General features: G+C 50.9%; 9 protein-coding genes and 2 pseudogenes. All 11 read right to left on the bottom strand.

Features of this window, described 5'->3' with window-relative positions:
- Window positions 1–77 precede the first annotated feature (77 nt).
- Entirely contained in the window at window positions 78–1,925 is a 1,848-nt protein-coding gene (locus tag H581_RS0104435; RefSeq protein ID WP_028608977.1) for a cache domain-containing sensor histidine kinase, read from the bottom strand.
- Window positions 1,922–2,938, bottom strand: a complete 1,017-nt coding sequence (locus H581_RS0104430; RefSeq protein ID WP_028608976.1) for a response regulator transcription factor — start codon at window positions 2,936–2,938, stop codon at window positions 1,922–1,924. Before H581_RS0104430 ends, H581_RS0104435 begins: the two co-directional genes overlap by 4 nt.
- A 446-nt stretch (window positions 2,939–3,384) precedes the next feature.
- The gene (locus tag H581_RS0104425; protein ID WP_156889496.1) at window positions 3,385–5,436 is read right to left on the bottom strand and encodes an RICIN domain-containing protein; all 2,052 of its coding nucleotides are present in this window, start codon (window positions 5,434–5,436) and stop codon (window positions 3,385–3,387) included.
- A 187-nt stretch (window positions 5,437–5,623) separates the two neighbouring features.
- The gene (locus H581_RS32975; protein ID WP_051250443.1) at window positions 5,624–11,137 is read right to left on the bottom strand and encodes a discoidin domain-containing protein; all 5,514 of its coding nucleotides are present in this window, start codon (window positions 11,135–11,137) and stop codon (window positions 5,624–5,626) included.
- A gap of 269 nt (window positions 11,138–11,406) precedes the next feature.
- On the bottom strand, window positions 11,407–12,306 hold the full coding sequence (locus H581_RS0104415) for an AraC family transcriptional regulator (protein ID WP_028608974.1): 900 nt from the start codon (window positions 12,304–12,306) through the stop codon (window positions 11,407–11,409).
- 175 nt (window positions 12,307–12,481) lie between these two features.
- Complete coding sequence (locus H581_RS39235) at window positions 12,482–12,739, bottom strand: RICIN domain-containing protein (RefSeq protein WP_028608973.1); 258 nt, start codon at window positions 12,737–12,739, stop codon at window positions 12,482–12,484.
- A 99-nt stretch (window positions 12,740–12,838) separates the two neighbouring features.
- A pseudogene (locus H581_RS38775) lies at window positions 12,839–13,426 on the bottom strand (chitinase N-terminal domain-containing protein); the annotation flags it as partial.
- Window positions 13,427–14,440: 1,014 nt separating this feature from the next.
- Window positions 14,441–16,810: pseudogene (locus H581_RS38770) on the bottom strand (discoidin domain-containing protein); the annotation flags it as partial.
- Between the two features lie 1,739 nt (window positions 16,811–18,549).
- Window positions 18,550–18,864 (bottom strand): hypothetical protein, encoded by a 315-nt coding sequence (locus H581_RS37655; RefSeq protein WP_156889495.1) that lies wholly within the window; start codon window positions 18,862–18,864, stop codon window positions 18,550–18,552.
- 169 nt (window positions 18,865–19,033) lie between these two features.
- Complete coding sequence (locus tag H581_RS32960; protein ID WP_051250441.1) at window positions 19,034–20,890, bottom strand: glycoside hydrolase family 97 protein; 1,857 nt, start codon at window positions 20,888–20,890, stop codon at window positions 19,034–19,036.
- The gene (locus H581_RS0104395; protein ID WP_028608972.1) at window positions 20,887–22,335 is read right to left on the bottom strand and encodes a glycosyl hydrolase family 28 protein; all 1,449 of its coding nucleotides are present in this window, start codon (window positions 22,333–22,335) and stop codon (window positions 20,887–20,889) included. Before H581_RS0104395 ends, H581_RS32960 begins: the two co-directional genes overlap by 4 nt.
- Window positions 22,336–22,392 lie beyond the last annotated feature (57 nt).

Below are 22,392 nucleotides of genomic sequence, written 5' to 3'. Positions count from 1 at the left end.
CTCCTGTAAGATATGAATGGCCTTAATGGCCTCAAGTTAATTGTAGTTCAGAAGCACATCTATGTTTTTTCAACATTTTATGATTTGTTATCCGATCTTACTTTTCTATAAGGAATTCGGATGGAGACGACCGTCCCTCTGCTCTGAAAGGAATCAATGGCGATCCCGTACCGCATTCCATACTGCAACACGATTCGCGCATGCACATTGGCCAGGCCAAGCGACTCCCGAGCGGCATAGTGGTCCGCCCCCTGACGTTCGGCGACTTGGATGAGAGAACTCCGAATGTCCTCAAGCCTTTCTGCGGACATTCCGGGACCATTATCCGCCACCTCAAGAATGAGATCGTCTCCTTCATCGAAAGCGTTTACGATGATACTCGCATTGCCGTTTTTCGGCTCTACTGCATATTTCACCGCGTTCTCCACGATTGGCTGCAGGGACAGCTTCACCAGGCGCGCCGACATGAATTTCTCGTTCACGCAGACATTGCTTTGAAAATTTTGCATAAAACGAATATCTATAATCTCCAAATACTTGCTCAGATGCTCGATCTCCTCGCGAAGCGTCACTTCCAGAGGATCTAATTTGGCTGTGTAACGGAAGAAAGAAGCCAGATTGCCGGCAATCTTCACGATCCGGGGTACCTCCTCCAGAAAAGCGATGCTCCGAATGATGTCCAGTGTATTATATAAAAAATGCGGATTAATCTGCCCTTGCAGCGCTTTGATCATCGCATCCTTCTGCTGCACCTCCAGCTGCATCTGCCGCAATTGATAACGGTATACGTCATCGATCAAGTTGTTCAGCTGTCCGATCATTTTGCCGAAGCTGCGGTTCAAGCTCTGCAGCTCATCTTTGCCGGGATGATAGTCGACCTGGACGGCCAAATTGCCCCTCTCCACTTCATGCATCACTTTCTTCAAGCGGATCGCAGGCTCCATCAACAGCTTGGACAAGAACGGTACGACAAGAATGACAAACAAAAACATGACGAGCAGCACGATCAGCAGCGATTTGGTCGCTACATCCAATCCGGTTGCCATTTCCTGCAATGGAACGACAGCAAGGATTCGCCACTCCGTGAAGTCCGATTCGGTGAATGTGATTAAATAATCCATGTTCCCTACCTTTTGTAAAGTATCGGGAACGGCCAAATGAAAATCGTCAAGAGGCGTCTCCGAGAGCGGCTTGCCGAGAAGGCTCGAATCAGGGTCATACACGATCGTATCAGAGGATGAAACAATGATAAACCTGCCGGTTTTGCCGATCGACGTTTTGCCCATAATCTCGTTTATCTCGGACAAGGACAAGTTGATGACCAGCCGGCCGACAACACGCATGTTCTCTGTGCTGTGCACCGGGATCACCAGCGAAACGACCGGAATTTGATAAGGATATGACTCGTAAGTCGGGACGACTGAGGTCTTCTCGTCTATCGGCAAACGAAGCCATGGTTCCTCGAGGCGGTATTTGGCTTGTCCGTTCGAGGAAACGGACTCGCCGTTTTCCTTCAAGAGGACAAGACTTTCAATTTCGGAGTAATTGATGGCGATATAGCGGCGAAGGGCATCCTCGATGACCAGCCGGTTTGACAAAGTCAGAGGCTCGTCGCCTGTTAACCAGGCTTGAATCGCCCCAGCCTCCCGGTTCGGTTGAAACACTCCGCCGATCGAAGGGAGAGGTCCGGCGATTACGGCTGAGGTGGATTGGATCAACTGTTTGAAATAGCGGTCGATTTGGTGATTCAGACTGGCGGAGGAGCTTCTTGCGATATTATAGAAGTCCTGGGTCGTCGCCTTGGTGTAGTAATAATGAGCCGACATTGCTATTGTCGCTACCCCGAGCAGACTGACCGTCAGGAAAGCGACGATCATCTTCTGCTTGATGGAATACCGGTACAAGTAACGTTTGAACCTATTCATGAGCCCATCCGCTTTCGGAACATATTGGGGGAAACGCCTACCGAGCTTTTAAATACCCTTGTAAAATAAGGCTGTGTGGCGAACCCGACGCGTTCGGCAATCTCATAATTTTTCAGCTGCGTCTCGAGCAGAAGCTCCTTCGCCTTTTCAATTCTCACTTCCTGAATATACTGGACCAGGGTACGTCCGGTGCATTTTTTGAACCATGCGCTGAAATATGAAATACTCATATTGGCATACTGAGCCATTTCCGTTAACGAAATATCCTTCTTATAATGAGTATGGATGAAATCGCATACCCGTTTGATGATATGATTGGTATTCGATTTGCTCTGCTCCGCAACATGCATAATCAGAACATCGGCCAATTGGTTGAAATAGCGAAGTATAGCCCCGTCATCCGCATCGGCCGGAATCGCCGGGACAAACTGTCCCGGCGATAATTCCTTCACCATGCCGCTGATCTTCCATTCGAAGATGCGAAGCAAATTCCTTCTAACGGGAGGATTGATGTATTTGAGCTTCAAGACGGAGTCGATGAGATCCGACATTTTTCGATTAATTGTCTGAGGGGCATTCTCACCGATCGCGTCCACAAGCTGTTGGAATCTGGACATATAGGAGCTGATTTCTTTCAGATTCCCCATGCGTTGTTCCGATCTGCCCAGCGCCTCCCGAAGCTGATCCATATCCACCGGCTTCAGCAAATATTCGGTGACTCCGTAGTGAATGGCTTTCTGCGCATATTGGAAATTATCGTAACCGCTTATGATGATGTACATCATCGGAATGTCATGCTCGTGGATCTTTTGGATCAGCGACAGACCGTCCATCTTCGGCATCATGATGTCCGTAATCAGTACGGTCGGCCATAACTCCTGAATCAATGCCCAAGCTTCTTCCCCATTCGTCGCTTCCGACACGGTGATCGTTCCTTCTCCGATCCGATTCACCATCTCGACGACGGAGTTTCGGATCCAAGGCTCGTCTTCAGCCACCAGTATATGATACATAGCCTTCCCTCCGATATGGTTGTTTCTCTATTGTAGCAAATAAAAGTTGTCTGATTTTCTGTTTTTTTATCTAATCTTCTATAAAAATAAAGGAAAATCGCTAAATCAAAGTCCCCGGCGGTATAACCCGCACGGGGACTTTGATTTACCTATTGGTGTAAAGATTTGACTGCCGCCGCCCGGCTTGATCATTTGCAAAAATTTTCCTCGAGCCTTCCTTCATTTAATAACATGGATAACAAGCTGGGCAGGTTCCATTCCTTCGGAGAACTCTGATTATAGTACACGCCCTTTTTCTCCCGTTAATCGGATGACTGTACTGACCCTCGGTACATATGCATCGAGTGGTTCTAGAAAAGCAAAGAACTCCGGTTTGAAACGGATGAACAAGCGAATAGCAAACATGCAGCCCGCCTCATGACGAGGTCGGACTGCATGTTTTCATGTTAGTTTACGACCTGCCATCTTTGGTTGGCGCTGCTGCCTCCTCCATATTGGCCCAGGTCCGCCCCGTTGGTCGTGCGGCCCATCCCGTCCAGATATAACCCCGAAGCGCGGTTTCGGATCCGCATATTGTTGCCGTCGATCGAGACGGACCATTGCTGATTTGAGCTGGTGCTGGAGCTCCATTGTCCGGCAGTCGAGCCGTTGGTCGTGAGGCCCATGCCGTCCAGGTATAGTCCGGTTGCGACATTCTTAAATCGCACATAGCTCCCGTTCGTTTCCTCAATCCATCGCTGATTATTGCTGGTACTGGAGCTCCATTGTCCGGCAGCGGAGCCATTGGTCGTACGGCCTATCCCATCCATATACACGCCGGTGCCGGCGTTTTTGAATCTGACCGACGCAGTCCCCGAAGTTCCTCCCGTCGTTGCAGATACGACGGAGGATTTCGATCCTCCGGCTACCTCTACCTGATAATAGTAGGTCGTATCGGGAGTCAAGCTTGTATCGCGATATAATGTCGCTGCAGTGGGGGCGCTGCTAATCTTAGTAAAGGTGCCATTCGGATCTGTAGACCGGTAGATGTTATACCCCAGCGCATTCGGCACACCCGCCCAGCTTACGTAGACCGTATTCGCACCCGCCGCCGTTGCCGTCAATCCCGTAATCGAGCCCAATGTGATCTTGTTGCTCAAGCCGACCGTCTTTGCCGCATCGGGCGTGTACAGCAGCATGAAAAGCGGATAATCCTTAAACGCAACCTCAGGCATTCTCGTTTCGTAGGCATAGGTCAGGTATTTGTATTTTTCCTGGGTCATATCCCGATTTTCGATATATTTGTAATAGTTATATAAAACACTGTAGAAAGCATCGATTCTGCCTCTGCCGCCTGCGTTGATCGTATCAAAATATTGAATCGTACTGCTTTGGTTTGCGCGTGCAGGCGTCCATAACACATCGTAACCCAGATGATACTTGAGCAGATAAGTGGTTCCTGCCAGCAGCCGGTCGTCCAGGAAGTTGAACACATTCACCGCATTGGAAGCCGCAGACCTCGCTCCGGTTACCGGGTCAACCTTCGTGCCTTGGGCATAGATGGTCTGGGCCAATGTAGACAGCCCGGCGACATTGGCGTAAGAATGCCCCACATCGCGCCCCATTTCAATGGCCTGCACATGGTAGTCCGACGGATTTAATGCTTCTCCTGTCCTCTCATTTGTCGTCATCCACCGCATCTGATGCTTAATAGACCCGTTTCTTCCCCCTAGATCGCCTGCGGCATTCACGGTCGCAGCTTCTACAGCCTCATCGTAAAGCTGCAGATTATTGGTGAAGATAGCTCTTCCCATCGTTCCCATCACCGTGAACTGATGCTGATTCATAAAAAAAGTATGAGCGTTATAAGTGACGGAAACGATGTTCATGAGATGGATAAGATTCGCTGTATCCGCATCCGTCCATTTCAGACTCGCCGTAGGCGTATCGGAATAACGCAAGATTTCCGCTGCTGCCGAGAGAAGATAACTCATCGTAGCAAAGCGGAAGTTCGTATGGGTAACGCAGTCCTCTGCGGCAGAATAACTCCTGATGATTTTCATGGCATTGGAGCGATACGTTTCATCGCCGGTTATATACCACATAACCGCCTGCATGAAAGCGGTTTCAGAATCGGTATTGGCACGCGCTCCTACATATTCGGCGGGATTATCGTAAATTTTACCTGTCTCGGGGTCAGTAAACCTCCAAGGACCTTGAATGTGCTTGAATATATAAACGTTTTCATAATAGATTCTTGGGGATTTACTGGATTGGGAGTCGGCGGCAAAGGCATTAAACGCCGTATTCCAAGGCTCATCCCCCGCTCTTACGTGATCGCGCATGTTGTCCAAGTCCGTCTGACTCATTGCAATGCCGGGATGGTGAATGGTTCCCGTTACCGTATTCCCTGAGGAATTGGTATAGGACAAATTTGCAGACGTACTTACTACCTGCGGCTTATAAGAAGTAATCAGCGGCGAAATCGCCGCTTCCGCTGTCTCGCTTCTTCCAATCACGATAAAGCTTGCCAACGCTAATGTAAAACACAGAATTCCAGAGAGAACCCTGGGAAAACGACTTCTCAGCTTAAAAAAAACCACAATATCATCCTCCTTCAAACGAATGAAAAAAACTGGAAAAGTGGAAGGCCGCACGTTCCTATTACTCCGTCAGCCTTCCTTCCAATAATACAGTTATCTTTGACTAGATCACGATACGGGCCCACCGGATAAGAATGTCCGCTTGTTCATTCGTGAAGTATTTCCCGGTTTGGTCCGTCACTTGCTTGATATAGTCGGCCATCATGCTTCTTGCCGCGTCAATCTTGCCGGTCGCAGCTGCGTTTTTGGCCTGATCGAGCTTTTGGTTCAGCGATTTGGCCACCGTCTGCCATGAGTTGCCGCCCGTTTCCTGCATGAAATCGTTCGTCACGATTTTCAAGCTGTCAAACGTGACCGTCACCGTATACGTATGGGCAGCCGTCGTTTGATGGCCGGCCGTGTCCTCCGCTGTCACTGTTACCGCATGCTGTCCGGGCTCCAGCGTGTACGCCTTGGTCTGAAGCAGCGGTGCATGGCAAGGCGAATACGTTACGCCCGACACGGTGTCGGCTGCGCTGCAGGTAATCAAGATGTCCTGATCGATCATAAAGTGCGTATCACCAGTGAGTGTTAGCCGGGGAGCGGTCAGATCGACTTTGACCTCCAGCGAACTCGTTTCTTCCGTATCCACGGAACGGCGGTATTGAACCTGATGCGTTCCCTCTTGATCCAGAATCAGAGGCTCACTGTAAGCTGACCAGGTGTTTCCACCGTCCAGACTGTATTCCGCGTTTTCCGCAGGAGACAGCGTTACCGTGACCGGAGACGTATACCATCCGTCCTTGCCGTTCGGCGCCGCAGGATTCACGGATGCGGTGATGTCTTTCCACTGCAGCCCTTCGAGTGCCGCAAGCAGGCTCGCGGATGCCGCATCCACATCCTCCTCACTCGAATCGGCGCCGGACGCAACCGCATTCGCATTCGCAACAGCCGTTTGCAAAGCTTCGTAACTTTCCGCCGTGTAATAATCAGCGACGGAAGAAGCGGCTTCATCCAGCAGAAGCGTGAGAAGCGTCTTGTCAACGCCGATTTCAAGGAATTCGATTTCTTCAAAGTTCACGAATCCGTTATGATCGTCGTAGATACGAATATAACGGTACGGCGCACTATCCGGGTTAATTGCGGAATACCATTGATAACTCGAAGTATTCGGAATCTTGTATAGATCCGTCCAATTCACGCCGTCATTCGAGCCTTTAAAGACGGTCCCGTTGACGCGGCTAACATGTGAGCTTCTCGGAAGGTAGCGGAACGTGTCGATCACTTTTTCATTTCCTGCGCCAAAGTCGACATCCACCCAGCTCACAACAGATCTGGTGTGGGCGATGGTGCCGGGATTTTCATCGAACAAATACCAAGCGTTCTCTTCTTCGGAAATATTATTATTTTGCCAAAATTTTTCCGAAGCTCTGGCCATCGATGGATCCATCTTCACTTTTGTCAGAAGGGTCCGAACGGAAACGAGCAGTTTCTTCGCATCGTAGATTTGGTTAATCAACGTTTCCTCGTCCGCTTCAGGCATCACCATTTCCGCTTTGATGCGGTCCAGCTCCTTGCGGAACAGGTAATAGCTGGCCTTCGTATACTCTGAAGCCGGTAAGTTCTCCGCATACCGCATCACGACTTCAATCGGATCCGCATTAGCGGATACAGTGGCCGAGAACGATTGCAAGGAGCCGTCTCCGTGTACGGCTAACACCTTGTAATGCACGCTGCCGTATCGCAAGCTGGATTCCTGGAATGAAGTCGATCTCGTACCGGCGAGCGCTTCCTCCCAAGTGGAGCCGTCTTCCAGGTCGGTTGTGCCTGCTTTGAATACCGGATCGGTCTGAGCCGCCGCTTCATCCGTTGTGCGATACACATTGAACCAGGACGCTTGCTTCGGTTTATTCCAGTATACCGTCGCTTGATCCTGCACTTTGTCCACAAACGGAGTCAAGCTCCCTTGCGGCGATTCCGTTATCGTGACTTCACTGAACAACGCCTGATCGGATGCGGCAACTCCGGTATAGTACGCATAAGGCAGCAATGTTGGCATCTTGGTTACATACTTCCAGTTCGTTCCGTCCTTGGAAAGATAAGCGTACACGGTCTGCGAATCATGATCGCGCATCAGCTTGACGTACGGATACTCTGCCGCTGTGTAGCCTTCAATTTTCGCTTTCTTCGGACTTTCCACCTCACCCGACCACTGTACGATGGAGATCCGCGTACGGTCTTGCAGCACAAGGCTGCCGTTCTCGTCCGCGCCGAAATAAATATAACGAGATTGGTCGGCCGTGAGCCGATCGCGCATCATGATGCCGCTCGCTTCTCCCGACGCGCTGTCGATCTTCGCGCTGATCGAGCTGTTGCCGGCCGCGACCCGGCTTACAAAGTGCAGCGAATCGTTTATATCCCGCTTGAAAATATTGTAATCGTCGCCTTCGCCGAAACCGGTTCCGCCCGCAGCGTCGATCGCAATAGACGAACCGTCGATCACGGCGCTGCCTGACGTTCCTCCGATACGGTCATCGCGCCAAGCCGTATCGGCAGCGCCGGACACAGGCGCCGTCAAATCAGCTTTCGCACGGTACGAATCTAGGCCCGCGCCGTACTCGTTCACAGCGGAGACTTTGTAGTAGTAAAGTTTTCCGTTTTGAACCTCCCGATCTTTATAATAGTTGCCCGTTACACCTGTTGCGATCGTCTCATAATGGCCGTCTTCCGTTTCCGAACGCTTTATCGTGTAGGATTGCCCGCCTGAGGTCGTTTTCCAGGAGATACCCACGTAGCCGTTGCCGGCAAGCGCATGGACGAAGTCGACGTGGAACGGCTTCGGAGCATGCTCCAAATCTGACGTTAATTTCAGCACCATCGCGGTTTTGGGCGCAATGGTCACTTTGCCGTTCACGACCGGAACGTTCGTCCCCGACACGAGATCGAGAACCTCGGTTCCGGTAAAGTCGGCCGGTAATTCAAGGTCAAACGTCTGTTTATTGCCGTATTCATCGCGAGTCGTGTTGAAAATCATAAAATATTTGCCGTACCGCGACGTCGACAATTCCGGATAACCGGAATAAGGAGTGTCCGCTTCGAAATTATCACGGTTGACCGTCCCAACGCCCGGCTGATAAGAAATAGGCGCAGCTTCCCCTGCCAGCGCCTGCGGCGCTCCGCTCCAATTCGTTACCCTATCGGTCTGAAAATCCCAATCGATGTAGGGCGCCCGCAAATAATAATCTTCATACCGGAACTTGTTGTTCGTAGCGATCTGAACGATATGGTCGTACCTGTCATTCATCACACGAAGCCGGCCGTTGCTTGCCATCCCTCGATTTCGGTAAAACAGCGAGCCGAACATTTTGAAATCGCCGTCTCTTACCGACACGTACATATTGTCGATATCCGCCCATGCAAGCTGCTCGTAGTCGCCCGGATGGACGCCGAGCGCGGCAATTTCTTCCGGCTTGTAATAATCGAAATCCGAATGGGGAAGGACAACCCCGGCCATGACATTGCCGCCAACCCGGCTGTAATTGGCCCGATCGGAAGTCACGTATCGATAGGTTTCCGCCAAGCGGAAATCCGGTCCGCTCATCGAACCTCGATTTCCGAAGTCTTTCACATGCAACAGCTGGTGATCCGCAAGCTGCTGCTGCACGAAACCGACCGCTTCTCTCGCGTACTGCCAGTACTCGTCCCATTCCGGACCGCTGTATTTTTGCTCGTTCTGGGCCATTGCCATTTCCAAGGATGCAAACTGCATCCCCATTCCAAAGCCCACTCTCGCGCCATACATGGGGAGCCCAGATATCGTCTGGTTTCGCTCGTCCGTGACTTGCTCCGCTCTCATGATTCTTTTTCCGTCATTGGTTAGTGACTGGTAACGGATAAATCCGCGGGCGTGGACCGATTTCAATGCCGCCTTCAAAATTTCGTCGTTCATTTCCTCGTCGCCGGCGTGGTTCAACGTTTTATAGTAATAAGTCACAAGATAGTTGGCGGCCTCACCGTAGTTGGCGACATAACCGTTTTCCCTTGTCAGTCCCGCCTCCGTCAAGCCGGTATAATGCTTGCCGTATGGCAGTCTTCTAACAACGTTGCCTTCCGCGTCGAGCTTGCTCCCCGCGAGCCCTTTGCCGACAATATGGATAAAATCGTCCGTGAAATGCGCCTGCCCGTCATGATGGAACAGGGAATGATATAGATCCAGTTCTTCGCCGTTCGGACCAACCAGCACCTCTTCTCCCAAGAAGGGCCTGATCCCTAATGATTCCAGCAGGATTTGATTGCTGCGCTCTTTGCCTTCGTAGAAGCTTGAGCCGATCAAACGCAACCCTTCGTGAGCTTCCCATGCGCCTACGTACGTATAGTACACCTGGTTATAGATATAAGAAAGCCGTGTACGGCCAAAGTCGAAGTTCGCCTTCAGCACGCGTTCCCACGCTTCGCGGCGCGTCAGCTCGCCGCCGTTCCAGTCCACGCCCGCCAGAGTGAACTCGCCTTCGGTCGTTCCGGTGACGAACGGTTCGTCCAGAAATGCGCCCCACGCCTCTTCCCCGTATATCGTGTCGTCCTTGATCAGGTTCTCGACGATGTACAGTGCTTCGCCGAGCGCTCCGTAGTAGCCGCCCCAGTCGCCCTGGTGTCCGCCGCGCAGCACCAGTCTCGTATTGCCATAATAATCTTTGACATGGTTGTCGATCGTTTTGAAAATGCGTTGAAGTGCCATTCTTTTCTCTTCCGGCGTCTTCGCCGGAGACCAATCGTACTTCAACACGTTGGCGTAAAACATCAGCTCATCCTGATAGCGGACGATCGACATCTTGCCGCCTGCGCTTTCATCCACTTTATTCGATAATCCGTTGAAAAAGCTGATATGGCCTTGCATGTAGCCGTCAATCAGAGCCTGCTTCTCCTCATCCGTCAGATCCGGCGTGAGCATCGTATCCGGAGTCTGTTCGGACCCCAGCTTATAGCCCTGTTTCTCTCCGTCCACGTTAATATATGCTTGCGTATGCGTGTAGATATTATAATAGCCCCTTGAATCGGTCGTCATATCCCCCGACGGATTAAACGACTTAATCGTGATCTCGACCGTTTCCTTCCCGACCGTCGATTCGAGCGGAAGCATAATCGTATTGTAAAAAAAACGGTTCGGCAGCGTCCAGCCTCTACTAATCGCTTCATAGTCCCCATATCTGATATATCCGATTTGCTCACCGTTAATATTGACCATGCTGGTGGAAGAACTTTCTTCACCCGAAAATTTCACGGTGATGTAATTGCGCAAATACGGGTCGACCTTCATCGTGAACGTCAAATCTCCGCCCTGTCCTTGGACCGGAATCCTCGGATTCGAAACCCGGGCAGGCTCTCCGAAGAGTCCCGTGATGGCGGATGTAAATTCTCCTGTAAATTTGTGAGCGCTTTCAGACTCCTCGTTGCCGAAAACGATCTTATCCAAATAACCGCTCGCGGACGCATCCTCCGCCGCTTGCGCCGACGTTTCCATCATCGGTCCGAATGACTGAAAAATCAATACGATACTCAAGACACCGGCCAAGACGTACCTGGCTTGTCTCGATCTTATCCTCAACTGGCTCATCAAAATGTTCTTGAAACGACTTTGCATGTAACGTTTGCCCTCCCTAAGTATCCTCAAATAAAGATCGGCTATGAAGACGCATTCAACTCACTGTACTGTCAAGGTCCCTCCTTGTGAACGAAACTGGATGCCAGCTGTCGAAACCGCTTTCATCTCATGCCATTGAACTCACCTCCCGACACTCTTTCTCGCGTGTAAACAAACGACTTGCATCCTTTGTTGTTCCATATTATACCTGTACCTTGTACGCAATAATGGCAAAACGATGTGGAAAAATGTTTATTTTTTGCGTTGATTCATCGCATATCTGCTCTCTCTTTCCTCAATTGGATGAATCCGGTGCGATACTTTAGCGGTGTCACTCCGACTTCTTGCTTAAATACTTGAACGAAATAAGATGGATTGGAAACGCCTACTTCGGCCCCGATCTGTTCGACCGATTTCGCCGTCGTCTCCAATAATCTGCAAGCTTGCCTCATACGTTTGGCTGTAAGGTATTCCTTGAGCGTGGTGCCTGTTTCATCATGGAAAAGTTTCGATAGATAAAACTTCGACAAATACATGGCTTCGGCGAGATCGTCCATGTGGAACGCTTTCTGATAATGTTCGTCGATCCACTGCATGGCTTTCCGTGCATACTCTGCCGAATTCCTTTCGACCATTGCGGACGACAGCCGCGTCTCGGCGGGGGAACTGCGGATCATACTGTCCAACAGGCAGAGAATCAAAATGGCAATCTCCTCGATATCCTCGCCCTTCCCGTCTATTCTCGCATGTTGATATGATTCGTAATTTCGCTCCACCGCCTCTTCGTACGCGAGCAGATCAAATGCTTGCATTTTTTGATGACCGCGCCATAAGGCATTAAATAAGGCGTGACGCTTGACAAACGGCCGCAAGAGCTCGAGTGCAAGCTCAGGATCAAAGTGGAATATGGTTCTTGTATAGGGCTGATCGGGGCTCACACTCGCATAGACATGGTGCAGTTGATACGGTCGAAAGAAGAACAGCATACCCCGGCGGATCGGGAACGTTTCGCCGCCCACGACGACACGCCCCGTACCTTCATGAACGTACAACATTTCACAGCATTGGTGCCAATGATAATATCCTTTATAATGACTCGTATTGTTCAGCTTGTAATCCCAAAACAACTTGTTGCCTCCAAAAATAACACCCTCGAACATGCGTTTCATTAGCATCCCTCCATACCGAGAAACGTCAACAGAGCGTTCCGCTGAAATTCCCCTTGCCGATCCGATAGAATCCGCTGCCGTCGATCATACGGTCGTTTCGCACTCGCCGGCAGCGGATGTTATCAGCATTGAGAAAACGGATGTAACTTTGAGTCTCTACACTTTAAGCATCTTGCTACTGCTTAATCAAATACCATTGTTGGTTGCTGCCTCCGGTATCCGTCCACTGTTGTATGCTTGCCCCATCTGCAGTAGAGGCGGCATCGACATCCATCGCTTTGCCGCTATGGCGCGCGATCAGCTTACACGCCCCGTTGGCGAGACCGATAACGTCATCGCAACTAAAACCAGGATAAATTTGAAGTGATTTTAAGCGAAAATGGGGGGCGTTTAGGGAAGCGTCTAGAAGTGTGCAGTCTGATAGAATTATCACCGGCAAAGAAATCTGGATTCAAAAAGAAGAAGCCCCCAATTTAGAATCAGGGTTAGATTGAGGGCTTCGACTATTTCTGTACCGATTATCTTATCAACCTTATTGCTGCTTGACGGTAATGGTGATCGTCTCGCTGGACGTCTCGCCCGCCGCATTGACCAGTACGGCGCGGTACTCGTATACGCCCGGCGCCCTGCTGGAAATATTCGTTACCGCCTTCTGAGCTTTCGGCGTCGCAACGCTCAGCGTCTTCGTGTCAATCAATTCGTCATTCTCGTACAGGCGGTATTCGGAGCCGTTCATTCCCCACCACATGTTCATCGTAACATCGTAATTCCCGTCGCCGTCCCAGTTGTTATGGGACAATACCGGTTTGCCCGGTGCAGCGTCGGTGACGGTGACGACAAGCGGGTCACATGCTGTTGTGCCGAAGACGTTCGTCAGTTCGCAGGTGTACGTATACGTACCGTTCGCTTTACCCGTGATATCGATTTTCACGGTTTGGGCCTCCGGCGAGTTATCCGTCAAGTTCTGCGTAGTGACCAGCTTGCCGTTCTCGTACAGCTTGAACTCGGTGCCATTGTTCCCCCACCACAGGTTCATGGTGACGGTATAGCTGCCGTCCTTCAGTCCCGTGTCATGTCCGTTGTTGTCGGAAAGGACCGGTTTACCCGGTGCTCCCGACGCTAGCGGCGTCACATCGTACAGCCACTGTGCCCAGCGGATAAGCACTGCCGCCTGCTCGGCCGTGAACCCTTTACCGATTTGTTTGTTCACTTCCGTAATGTACGCTTGCAGCAGTTTGCGGGCTTCCGCGCCTTTTCTTTCTGCCGCTCTCGCTTTAGCCGTTTCCAGCTGCTGCTGCAGCGAAGCTGCAACTTGATCGGCACCTGCAGCACCGGTTTCGGCCGCGAAAGTACCGGTCAGCGCAGAAAGGCTGTCGAAAGTCGCCACTACACTGTACGAATGTTCAGCCGATCCGTGATGTCCCGAAGCATCTTCCACTTCCGCCGTCACCTTATGAGGGCCCGGATCAAGCGTATACGCTTTGACATTCACAAGCGGCGCATCGCACGGCGAGTAGGTCACGCCGGATACGGTATCAACCGCGCTGCACGTGATGCTGACCGTCTGATCAATTGTATACGAAGCTTCACCGGCAATCGTGACTTGCGGTGTAGTCAGATCGATCTTGACATTCACCGTTTTCGGATAAACCGAATCGGTCACCGTAACCGGTCGATAAAGCATTTGGTTCGGCCCTTCCTGGCTCAAGGCAACATGTGAGTCATAAACGCTCCAGCTGCTTCCGCCGTCCAGGCTGTACTGCACATTCCCGTTGGCCGAGTTGGCTGATAACGTCACCGTAACGGGAGCTGTATACCAGCCATTCAGGCCGTTCGGTGCGAATGGATCGAGCGCAGCCGTGATCTTGATCTCCAGGCCTTCCATCGCTTCACGCAGCTTCTGAGCTGCCGCATCAATCTCGCCTTGCGATGCCCCGGTATTGTTATTCACCGTTTGTGCCGCCGATACTTCAGCCTGAAGCGCTGCAACGCTATCGGCCGTATAATGGTCGGCAACGACCTGATCGGCTTGGTTCAACAAGAGCGTAAGCAACGTGCGATCCACAAAGAGGGATTGCAGCTCGCCGTGGAATCTCACTTCCGCCATATTCCCGAACCAGGCGTTCCCATTGATAATGCGGATATACCGATAGGAGGTATCGTCGTTAATCGTCAAGGTCTGCCAGTTCTGCGTAGCTGCCGCTGATGGGGAGATCGTCGTCCAGTTCGAATTGTCGTTGGATCCCTGAATAACTGTACCCTTGATCCTGGTGTAATATCCGTCTTGCCTTGCCAGAAGCTCCACAGCCTTCAATTTCGCTTTAGCGCCTCGGAAGTCGAATTTGACCCACGCCCCGGCTCCGCTGCCGTTCAAGCGATAATCGGTCACCGTTCCCGGATTGCCATCGAACAATCTGTTCGCCACTGAAATCGCGTCCGACGGCGATCTGCCGTAGGAATCAGTCACATCCGCAATGGACGTCACACCGTTGATCAAGTCCGATCCATCGGCCAGGGTCAAGGAAGATCCGTTTGTAGTAGATGTTTTTGCCGGCGCATCCAACCCTTCGGACGTTTGGTAATTGATGCTGAAATCTACCGGTCCCGGAGCTGCATGGGAACCCATCACCGCTTCCGCCGTCCAGTTGATATTGTCTTCCGACTTGACCGTCGCATCTACGCCCTGAATCTTCACGTTGACCGTGTTGATCGGTTCCATCGAAGTGAAGGCCAGATTCACCGTATCGCCGGTTTCAATCCGGTTGCGTATGGCTTGCTCCGAGCTGATGGACACCGAGTTGATCTTTGTCAACACCTTGGCAGTGCCGTGAAATCTCACTTCGGACATATTTCCGAACCAGGCGTTCCCATTGATAATGCGGATATACCGGTAACGGGTGTTGTCGCTAATCGACAAGAACTGCCAATCCCGCGTGGAGACCGCTCCTGTGGAGAGGGTCTTCCATGTCGCATTGTCGTTGGAGCCCTGAATGACCGTGCCGTTGATTCGGGTATAGTATCCGTCTTGCCTCGCCAGCAGCTCCACATAGGACAATTGCGCATATCCGCCTTGACCGAAGTCAAATTGAACCCATGCTCCGGCACCGCTTCCGTTCAAGCGGTAATCGGTTCCCGTACTCGGATTGCCATCGAACAGATTGTTCGCCACTGCGATCGCGTCTGACGCCGATCTGCCGGAGGAATCGGTCACTTCAGCGATTGACGTCACATCGCTGATCACGTCCGATTCATCCACCAGGATCAAGCGAGACCCGTCGGTTACGAACAACGATTCCGGGGCATCCATACCTTCCATCGTCTGATAATTGAGTTTAAATAACACCATGCCGGGCGCCGTACCCGGTACCATGACCGCTTCGGCCGTCCAATTCAGGCCATCCTCCGAATGGACGGTCGCGGGTACACCCTGAATCGTAACATTCACATTCTGAATGGCTTCCGTCGATTGGAAGGACAATTTCACCGTGTCTCCAATGACAATCCGCCCTCCGAAGGCCTGATCCGAACCGATGGAGACCGATGAGATCTTGTTGATGACCTCGTGACGCTTCCCGAAGATCCGGAACTCGGACAATTCAGTGAAGGGAGCGTCGTACGGCTTATTAATCATTTGGATTTTCAGAAAACGGAATTGCTCATTCTGGAGCTCCGGCGACACCGTCAACGTGTACATGTCTGCTGACACGGGGGTCACTCCCGGCGTCAACCGGGTCCAGGTTTCATTGTCATTGGATCCGTACATGGTAATGCCGCCGCCGCGTTCAGGAAATCCTGCCCGTGCCTGAATCCCGAACCTACTTGCCGAAACCCGGAAATTGGGCCCCATGTCCATATGAACGTCCCTACCGAACGTACTCGTGACACTGTCCAGATAAGTCTTAGAGTTAAAGCCGATGAACATATTCTCATAATTGATGCTGCCGTCAGTGTGTAACGGCGTGGTTAACTGCAGTTCTTGCACGGCGTCATGCAGAGCCGCCAGCTTCTGATAGAAATCAGCATCCGTTGCTGTGTCAATGACGCTCATGGTGGCGTCGTTTGTTAGTTTATACGTATCGAGCGTTGCCCGGATATAATCCGTATTGGCGTCATAGGGCGCAATGACGGCATCCACCGCCGACTGCCGATCATTGGCGACGGTCACCGTGACATCTCTCGTGGATACCGTCGTGCCGTCGGAAGCTTCCACGACGAAGGCATACGTTCCGGCCTGCGTCGGTTTCCAGTCAAATGCGCCGGTGCTTGTATCGAATACGGCGCCTTCGGGCGCACCCGCAATCCGATAGGTCACAACATCGGACGGGCCTGCGTCCGTTGCCGAGAAATCTAAATGGAGCGTTGCCTCGGATCCAACATAGGCAAACAGGTTCAAAGCGGTATTTCCTTCATTAAACACCGGCGGCGTCAGTTCATTGGCCGCGTTGACATTGATATGGTCGATATCGACCGTTGTTCCGTTGCCTATAATCGTGAAATAATGCATGGTCCGGAGCCCATGGCCTTCCGGGAGATTATAATATACATATCTCCATTGCCCCTGGGTATCCGGCAACGTGATCGTTTCGCCGAAGGCTTCCAGCTTCGCCGCGCCGTTCGTCTGAATCTTGTATCCGATCACTCTCGTACCGCTGCCGGATTCAACCAAAGCGATTTTGCTGCCGGATTCCGTTGCGTTAATGCGGACGAAGGAAACATCGCCCTCTTGCATGGCGGTCGAATTGCCGTCCAAGTTGGTGAACCGATCCTCGATCTCCTTCCAATTCGGGTTCGGGTCAACCTTCGGGAGATTTGCCGCTCCCTCGGCCTCGGCTTCCTTAGGGATGTACAGCCAATATTCCCCTCCGGAATCCCGTGATGCCCAATGGTAATTCGTCCTCTTTTTGAACATCTCCGTGTAGTAGGGAGCAACTTGCTCCATGTCCAAGCCTTGCTTATATTTATAGTAATAGTATAGATCGTAGGCATTGCCGCCGATTCTTCCCCGATATTCGGTACTCAATACCTGGTAAATGACCGGACTGCCATCCTCACGCATACGCGCCTCTGTCGGGATCCAAGGCGTATCATAGCCGTTCATATACCGGGCAAAATGATCGGTGCCTGCCAGAATGCGCTTGCCAAGAAAATCGTACGAGGCAACCGCATTCTCCGCAGTGGAAACCGTACCGTCAACCGGATCCACCTTGGTTCCCTGGGCCTGCAACAGACGAGATATAATGGAGACATTGATGACGTCGCCGGTGCTGTGAGCCTGGTCCCTGCCCATCTCCGTAATCTGCACCTGCGGGTTATCCACCTTCTCGCCTGTCGCCGCATTCGTATCGACGAGCCGGAACAGTCTCTTGATGGAACCGTTTATGTGCTGATCCGCAGCCGTCTTGTTCACCGTGAACCACTCGACTGCCTCGTGATACCGCTCGACATTGCCGGTGAAGATATATCCGGAAATGGCTCCGATCAGCGGATAAAGATGCTGGTTCATGAAGCGGCCATTCGTATGATTGAAGGTATCGGTGACCGGAACGATCACATTATTCGTGAGATTGGCCGTATCCTGGTCTGTCCATTCCAGTTCCGGCGTCTGCGTGCTGGTATACCTCATGATCTCCGCGGCGGTAACCATACGGTAGAGAGGAACTCCCGTGTGAATGTGCGAATCGACAAAATACGCGTAATCCGCAGGGTTCTTCTGCTCCCATTTGCGGATAATATACATCGTATTGGCCCGATAAACCTCATCGCCCGTTATCACATACATAAGAGCCTGCGTATACGCTGTTAAGCCATCCCATATGAATTTTTCGTTATAGCCCTGGCTGCACCAACAGCCTTCGGAAAATTTGGATGAGACCGTCCGGGTCGCAAGCGGACTTCCCCATGGGTCAGTCGACGCGACCAACTGGTCGAAATAGGTTTTCCAAGGTTCCTTTTGCGCCCGTATTTGAGTTTGCAAATTCTCGAGTAATTCCTTGGTTAGTCCGACACCCGGATGCTTGAAACCGTTTGCATCAATGGTCTCGTAAATCGTCGGCAAATAATCCGTTATAACCGATTCCGAGCCTGTTTCGGCTGATACGGTTCCCGCCGATACGGGCAACAATGCGGCGATCATGCTGACGATAACGAGTAGCGGCAGAAACTTTTGCAATACTTTACTAGATCTTTTGTTATGAACCTTCATGTTTGTACTCCTCCAATTCAATCTATTAGATGAACGTCATGTCATGTGCATGGTCCATAATCTCGATGTTTCCGGACTCCGGTCTGAGAACGTGACGATCGTTGATTCGTAAATTCCGGAACGTCACTCCCTTTACGATTCAAATTGTGGAATCGGTCTCCGTTCACTTCGAGCGACAATTTACGGGGCCCGTCCATTGTGAATGTCACGCGGTTCCCGCCCACGACGCCGTCAATCCCAGCTGATGAGGGGCGGATCGCCACGCCATGAATCTCTCCTACATTCTTGGTCACTTCGACTTCAACCGCGCCGGCACAATCGAAATAAACCATGGAGGCGTCCCGCACATCATGCATGTCCACCTTCACGTTATAGCTGAACGGCTGCCGTCATTCGCCTTGGGACGCGTACCGTATAATCGGAATTGCCAATCGCTCCCTCGGGTGCCGGGTAGGTAATCAAACGATTTGCTGTAGAAGACATGCTTTCCTCTCACTTGATCAAATTAAAATATCTGTTATCCTTTCAAGGAACCAAACTTACGTATATGGCCACTCCTCCCGAGCTTTCCAAATTAAACTCAAGTATTGTTTCCTTTGTAACCTCAACGGATTTCATTTCAACCTTTGTGCGAGTATCAAGTTCCGGTACATCTTCATAAATCTGTGCCTCATATTTGTTCGCATCATCAAGAAAATGCAGCGGAATTTCCACAGTGCGGGCATTCTCATTATTTATGCATCCGATAAACCATTCGCTTTCCTTGCGTCTTGCAATCGCGGCATATTCGCCTATTTCGCCTGATAGTCCGATTGACTCATCCCAAACCACAGGCAGCTTCTCCCAAAACCGTATTTCTTGTTCGCCCTTCCAATCAGAGGGCTTATCATACCAGAACATCATCTGCATAGGACTATATACAATAACGCCCATAGCAAGCATATGTGCATGAGTCACTTTCAATCGTTGATCAAAATAACAGAGAGTATAATCGCCCGCACCAGCCTGGAACCGTACAAAAGGCAATGTTGTATTATGCGAGGCTGTGGGAAAATGCTCGTTCCCCCGAATCCCCTCCTGCGTTAGCAAATTAGGATAAGTGCGAGAAAGGCCTGTAGGGCGGTATGCATCGTGAATGTTTACCATCAATCCATATTCATGGCACTTTTTTACGGCCTCCACAACCCAACGCGTCCACTCTTGAGGCCCCGTTTTCACAAAACCCAATTTTATGCCTGCTATCCCCCATTCCTTCCATACAGGCAGTGAAGCATCCAAATACGGTTCTGCCGCCGTTCTATCCACATACAGGAATATCCCTATTCCTTTTTCTTTGGCATACGAAATGACTTTCCTTAGATCCAGGTCGCGGCTCGGGTCCTCCCTTCTAGGATCAATTGCCTTATGTTCAAGCGAATCAAGCGGTCCATACCACCCTCCATCAAACAGAACATATTGAAAATGATGATCTGCGCAAAAATCGATGCAAGTTAGCGCACTTTCTGTAGTCAGCAGCATATCCCGCAACGCTTTTCCAGGCTTTACATATGAAAAATCCTCAGCCTTGCATGGTTCGCTTAAATTAAGCGTCATATTGCTCCGGCATAACAACTCCGCTGCATGATCTGCAAGTATAAAAGTACGCCATGGCGAAGCAAATGGCGTGTCTCCTTTCACATTGGAAACTAAACTATCCGGTTCATCCTCATTTAATGTAAACCCATACCCTACATAATCATCTTGGCTGAAAAGCCCGCACAAATGTCCTGACAAATGGACTTTCAAGGTGTTTTCTGCTTCTTCATCTTTTACAATCAACATTCTGGCATAATCGATTAGACCGGCTTCATGAATAAGAACATATCCGCCTTCCGGTAATTGCACGGCAAATGGACGCTCACAATATCCGCTTACGTCTGTCACTGGTTTTACAAAATATTCTCCTTCAACTCCATGCTCTTCCCATGCCATACTTCCTTGAGGAAAGGTAAATCTAGTATCCTCGCAAGTAATCGTGAAATGATTGATAGACTCCTGTTCAGGCAAGAAGTATTGAAAAGCCGTTCCCTCGGCATATGCACGTAAACGGATTCCCATTATCCTGCCGAAGTCATCTTCCACGCAAATGGTTGCCTCTTCGAAACTTTCATCAATGACAGCCCGCTCGCCGTATAAAGGGTTCCAAGAGCCTTTCACAATTCTTTTTGTAACGCTCCCGATTTTGAAACCGTCACATAAAGGATGGGCATCTGCAAGATACAGACCAAGCCTTGATGGCATAACCATAGTTGATCCGTTACGCTTAACGGTATACCATAGTTTCCCGTCCTGATCCAAGCGGAGGCCAATACAATTCCCGCCATACGATGCTTCAACCGTCATTTCTCTCGACCCTCTTTACGGAACTGAATGCCTTTAGCGTGTTCGTTGATGTCGAAATTCCCCTGCTCCGCGTCCAGAATCCACTCGCCGTTTATACAGAGATTGGTGAAGATGACGCCCTCCACGGTCCGCTCACGGTCAAACCCGTAAATACGGTTTTTATTTTCATTTTTTCCGTTATAGGTCACATTCCGGAATTGTACGTTTTCAATCCGGTTGCCGGGTACAGGGTTGTATTTCTCATTCCACACTACCCGAATGTCCACTAACTGGCCGAGTTCGAAATCCTCCACGCGGATATCCTCGTAAGTAACATTCCGCACCGTGTTCTTGTCGCCGCAATTGATATTCATTGCGCCCCAATAATTGGGCTGGGGCTCATGATGCTCCAAAATATCGATATTGCGGAACTCGATGTCCTGAATCACGTCTCCACGATGGTGGTCCCCGTGTCCGCCGATATTCAGCGCATGAGCCACATCGGCCCAGAGTACGGAGTCTGTGACGCGGACGCAGCAAGAGTCCCCTCTGTAGTCCCAACGGCTTCCGTATATGGCAATGCAATCGTCGGATGTCCTCAGGAATACATCTTCAATCTCAATATGCGAGCTGGACATCATGTCGATGCCGTCGGACCAGCCCCGCGTGCTGAAGGATTTGAAGTTGCGGATCCGGATATATTCGGACTTGCCGATGTATATGCTGTAGTGCGGCGGGTCCAGCAGCACGATTCCTTCCACCGTAATATGGTGCGAATGAATGATCCGCACGCCTCGGAAAGCGGAAAACCGGTGGAAGTCGGATAAATACAGCACGCCCCTGCCGCGAATAGTGACATCGTGAACATGGTCGCACACGAGGGAACCGACTAGGATGGCGCCGCCGGCAATATAGACGGTTTTCCCGGACGGTATACGGAAGATCGTTTCCTCCAGATAGTGCATCCCCGGCCCAAAATAGATCACTTCCGGCGCCGCACCTCCAGGCAGCGGACTATCCACTAGACGTTGAATATCTTCCATCCTGTGGATGGCAGGCTTCAAGAACAGCACATTCGGGTCATCCGGTTTCGGCGGGTTGTCCTCCGGGGCATTCGCGAAAAGATGCAAATTGCCAAACCGGTCCCCATTCACTTCAATGGACAGCTTACACGGTTCATTCAAACGGAAGGTAACCGCCGCTCCTTCTACCTTGAACGGAATTTGCTTCGAGAGGGGCCGGATGACCGCTTGATGAACAGGCCCCTTCCGGCTCTCAACCCTTACCTCCACCGTTCCTTCCATTTCGAAAAAAACCATGGAGGCCTGTCTGACATTGTGCATGTCAACCTTTGCTTCGTATACGAAAAGCGGCATCCAGCTCTCTCCCGGAATGCGGACGCTAACGTCAAAATCATCCCTGCCTACCGCCTTTTCGGGCGCCTCCCAAACCTTTAATAAGCTCATCGGTGTTCTCCTTAAGATGATTTTAGTAAGCCGGCACCCATCAAAGTAAAACTTTGA

This window comes from Paenibacillus harenae DSM 16969 (assembly GCF_000422465.1).
Classification (GTDB): Bacteria; Bacillota; Bacilli; order Paenibacillales; family Paenibacillaceae; genus Pristimantibacillus; species Pristimantibacillus harenae.
This window is presented reverse-complemented; position numbering and strand designations above follow the sequence as displayed.

Coding starts and splice junctions, on each gene's coding strand:
- H581_RS0104435 (WP_028608977.1), bottom strand. CDS start 1,925: ATGAATAGGTTCAAACGTTACTTGTACCGGTATTCCATCAAGCAGAAG.
- H581_RS0104430 (WP_028608976.1), bottom strand. CDS start 2,938: ATGTATCATATACTGGTGGCTGAAGACGAGCCTTGGATCCGAAACTCC.
- H581_RS32975 (WP_051250443.1), bottom strand. CDS start 11,137: ATGCAAAGTCGTTTCAAGAACATTTTGATGAGCCAGTTGAGGATAAGA.
- H581_RS0104415 (WP_028608974.1), bottom strand. CDS start 12,306: ATGAAACGCATGTTCGAGGGTGTTATTTTTGGAGGCAACAAGTTGTTT.
- H581_RS37655 (WP_156889495.1), bottom strand. CDS start 18,864: ATGCATGATGTGCGGGACGCCTCCATGGTTTATTTCGATTGTGCCGGC.
- H581_RS32960 (WP_051250441.1), bottom strand. CDS start 20,890: ATGACGGTTGAAGCATCGTATGGCGGGAATTGTATTGGCCTCCGCTTG.
- H581_RS0104395 (WP_028608972.1), bottom strand. CDS start 22,335: ATGAGCTTATTAAAGGTTTGGGAGGCGCCCGAAAAGGCGGTAGGCAGG.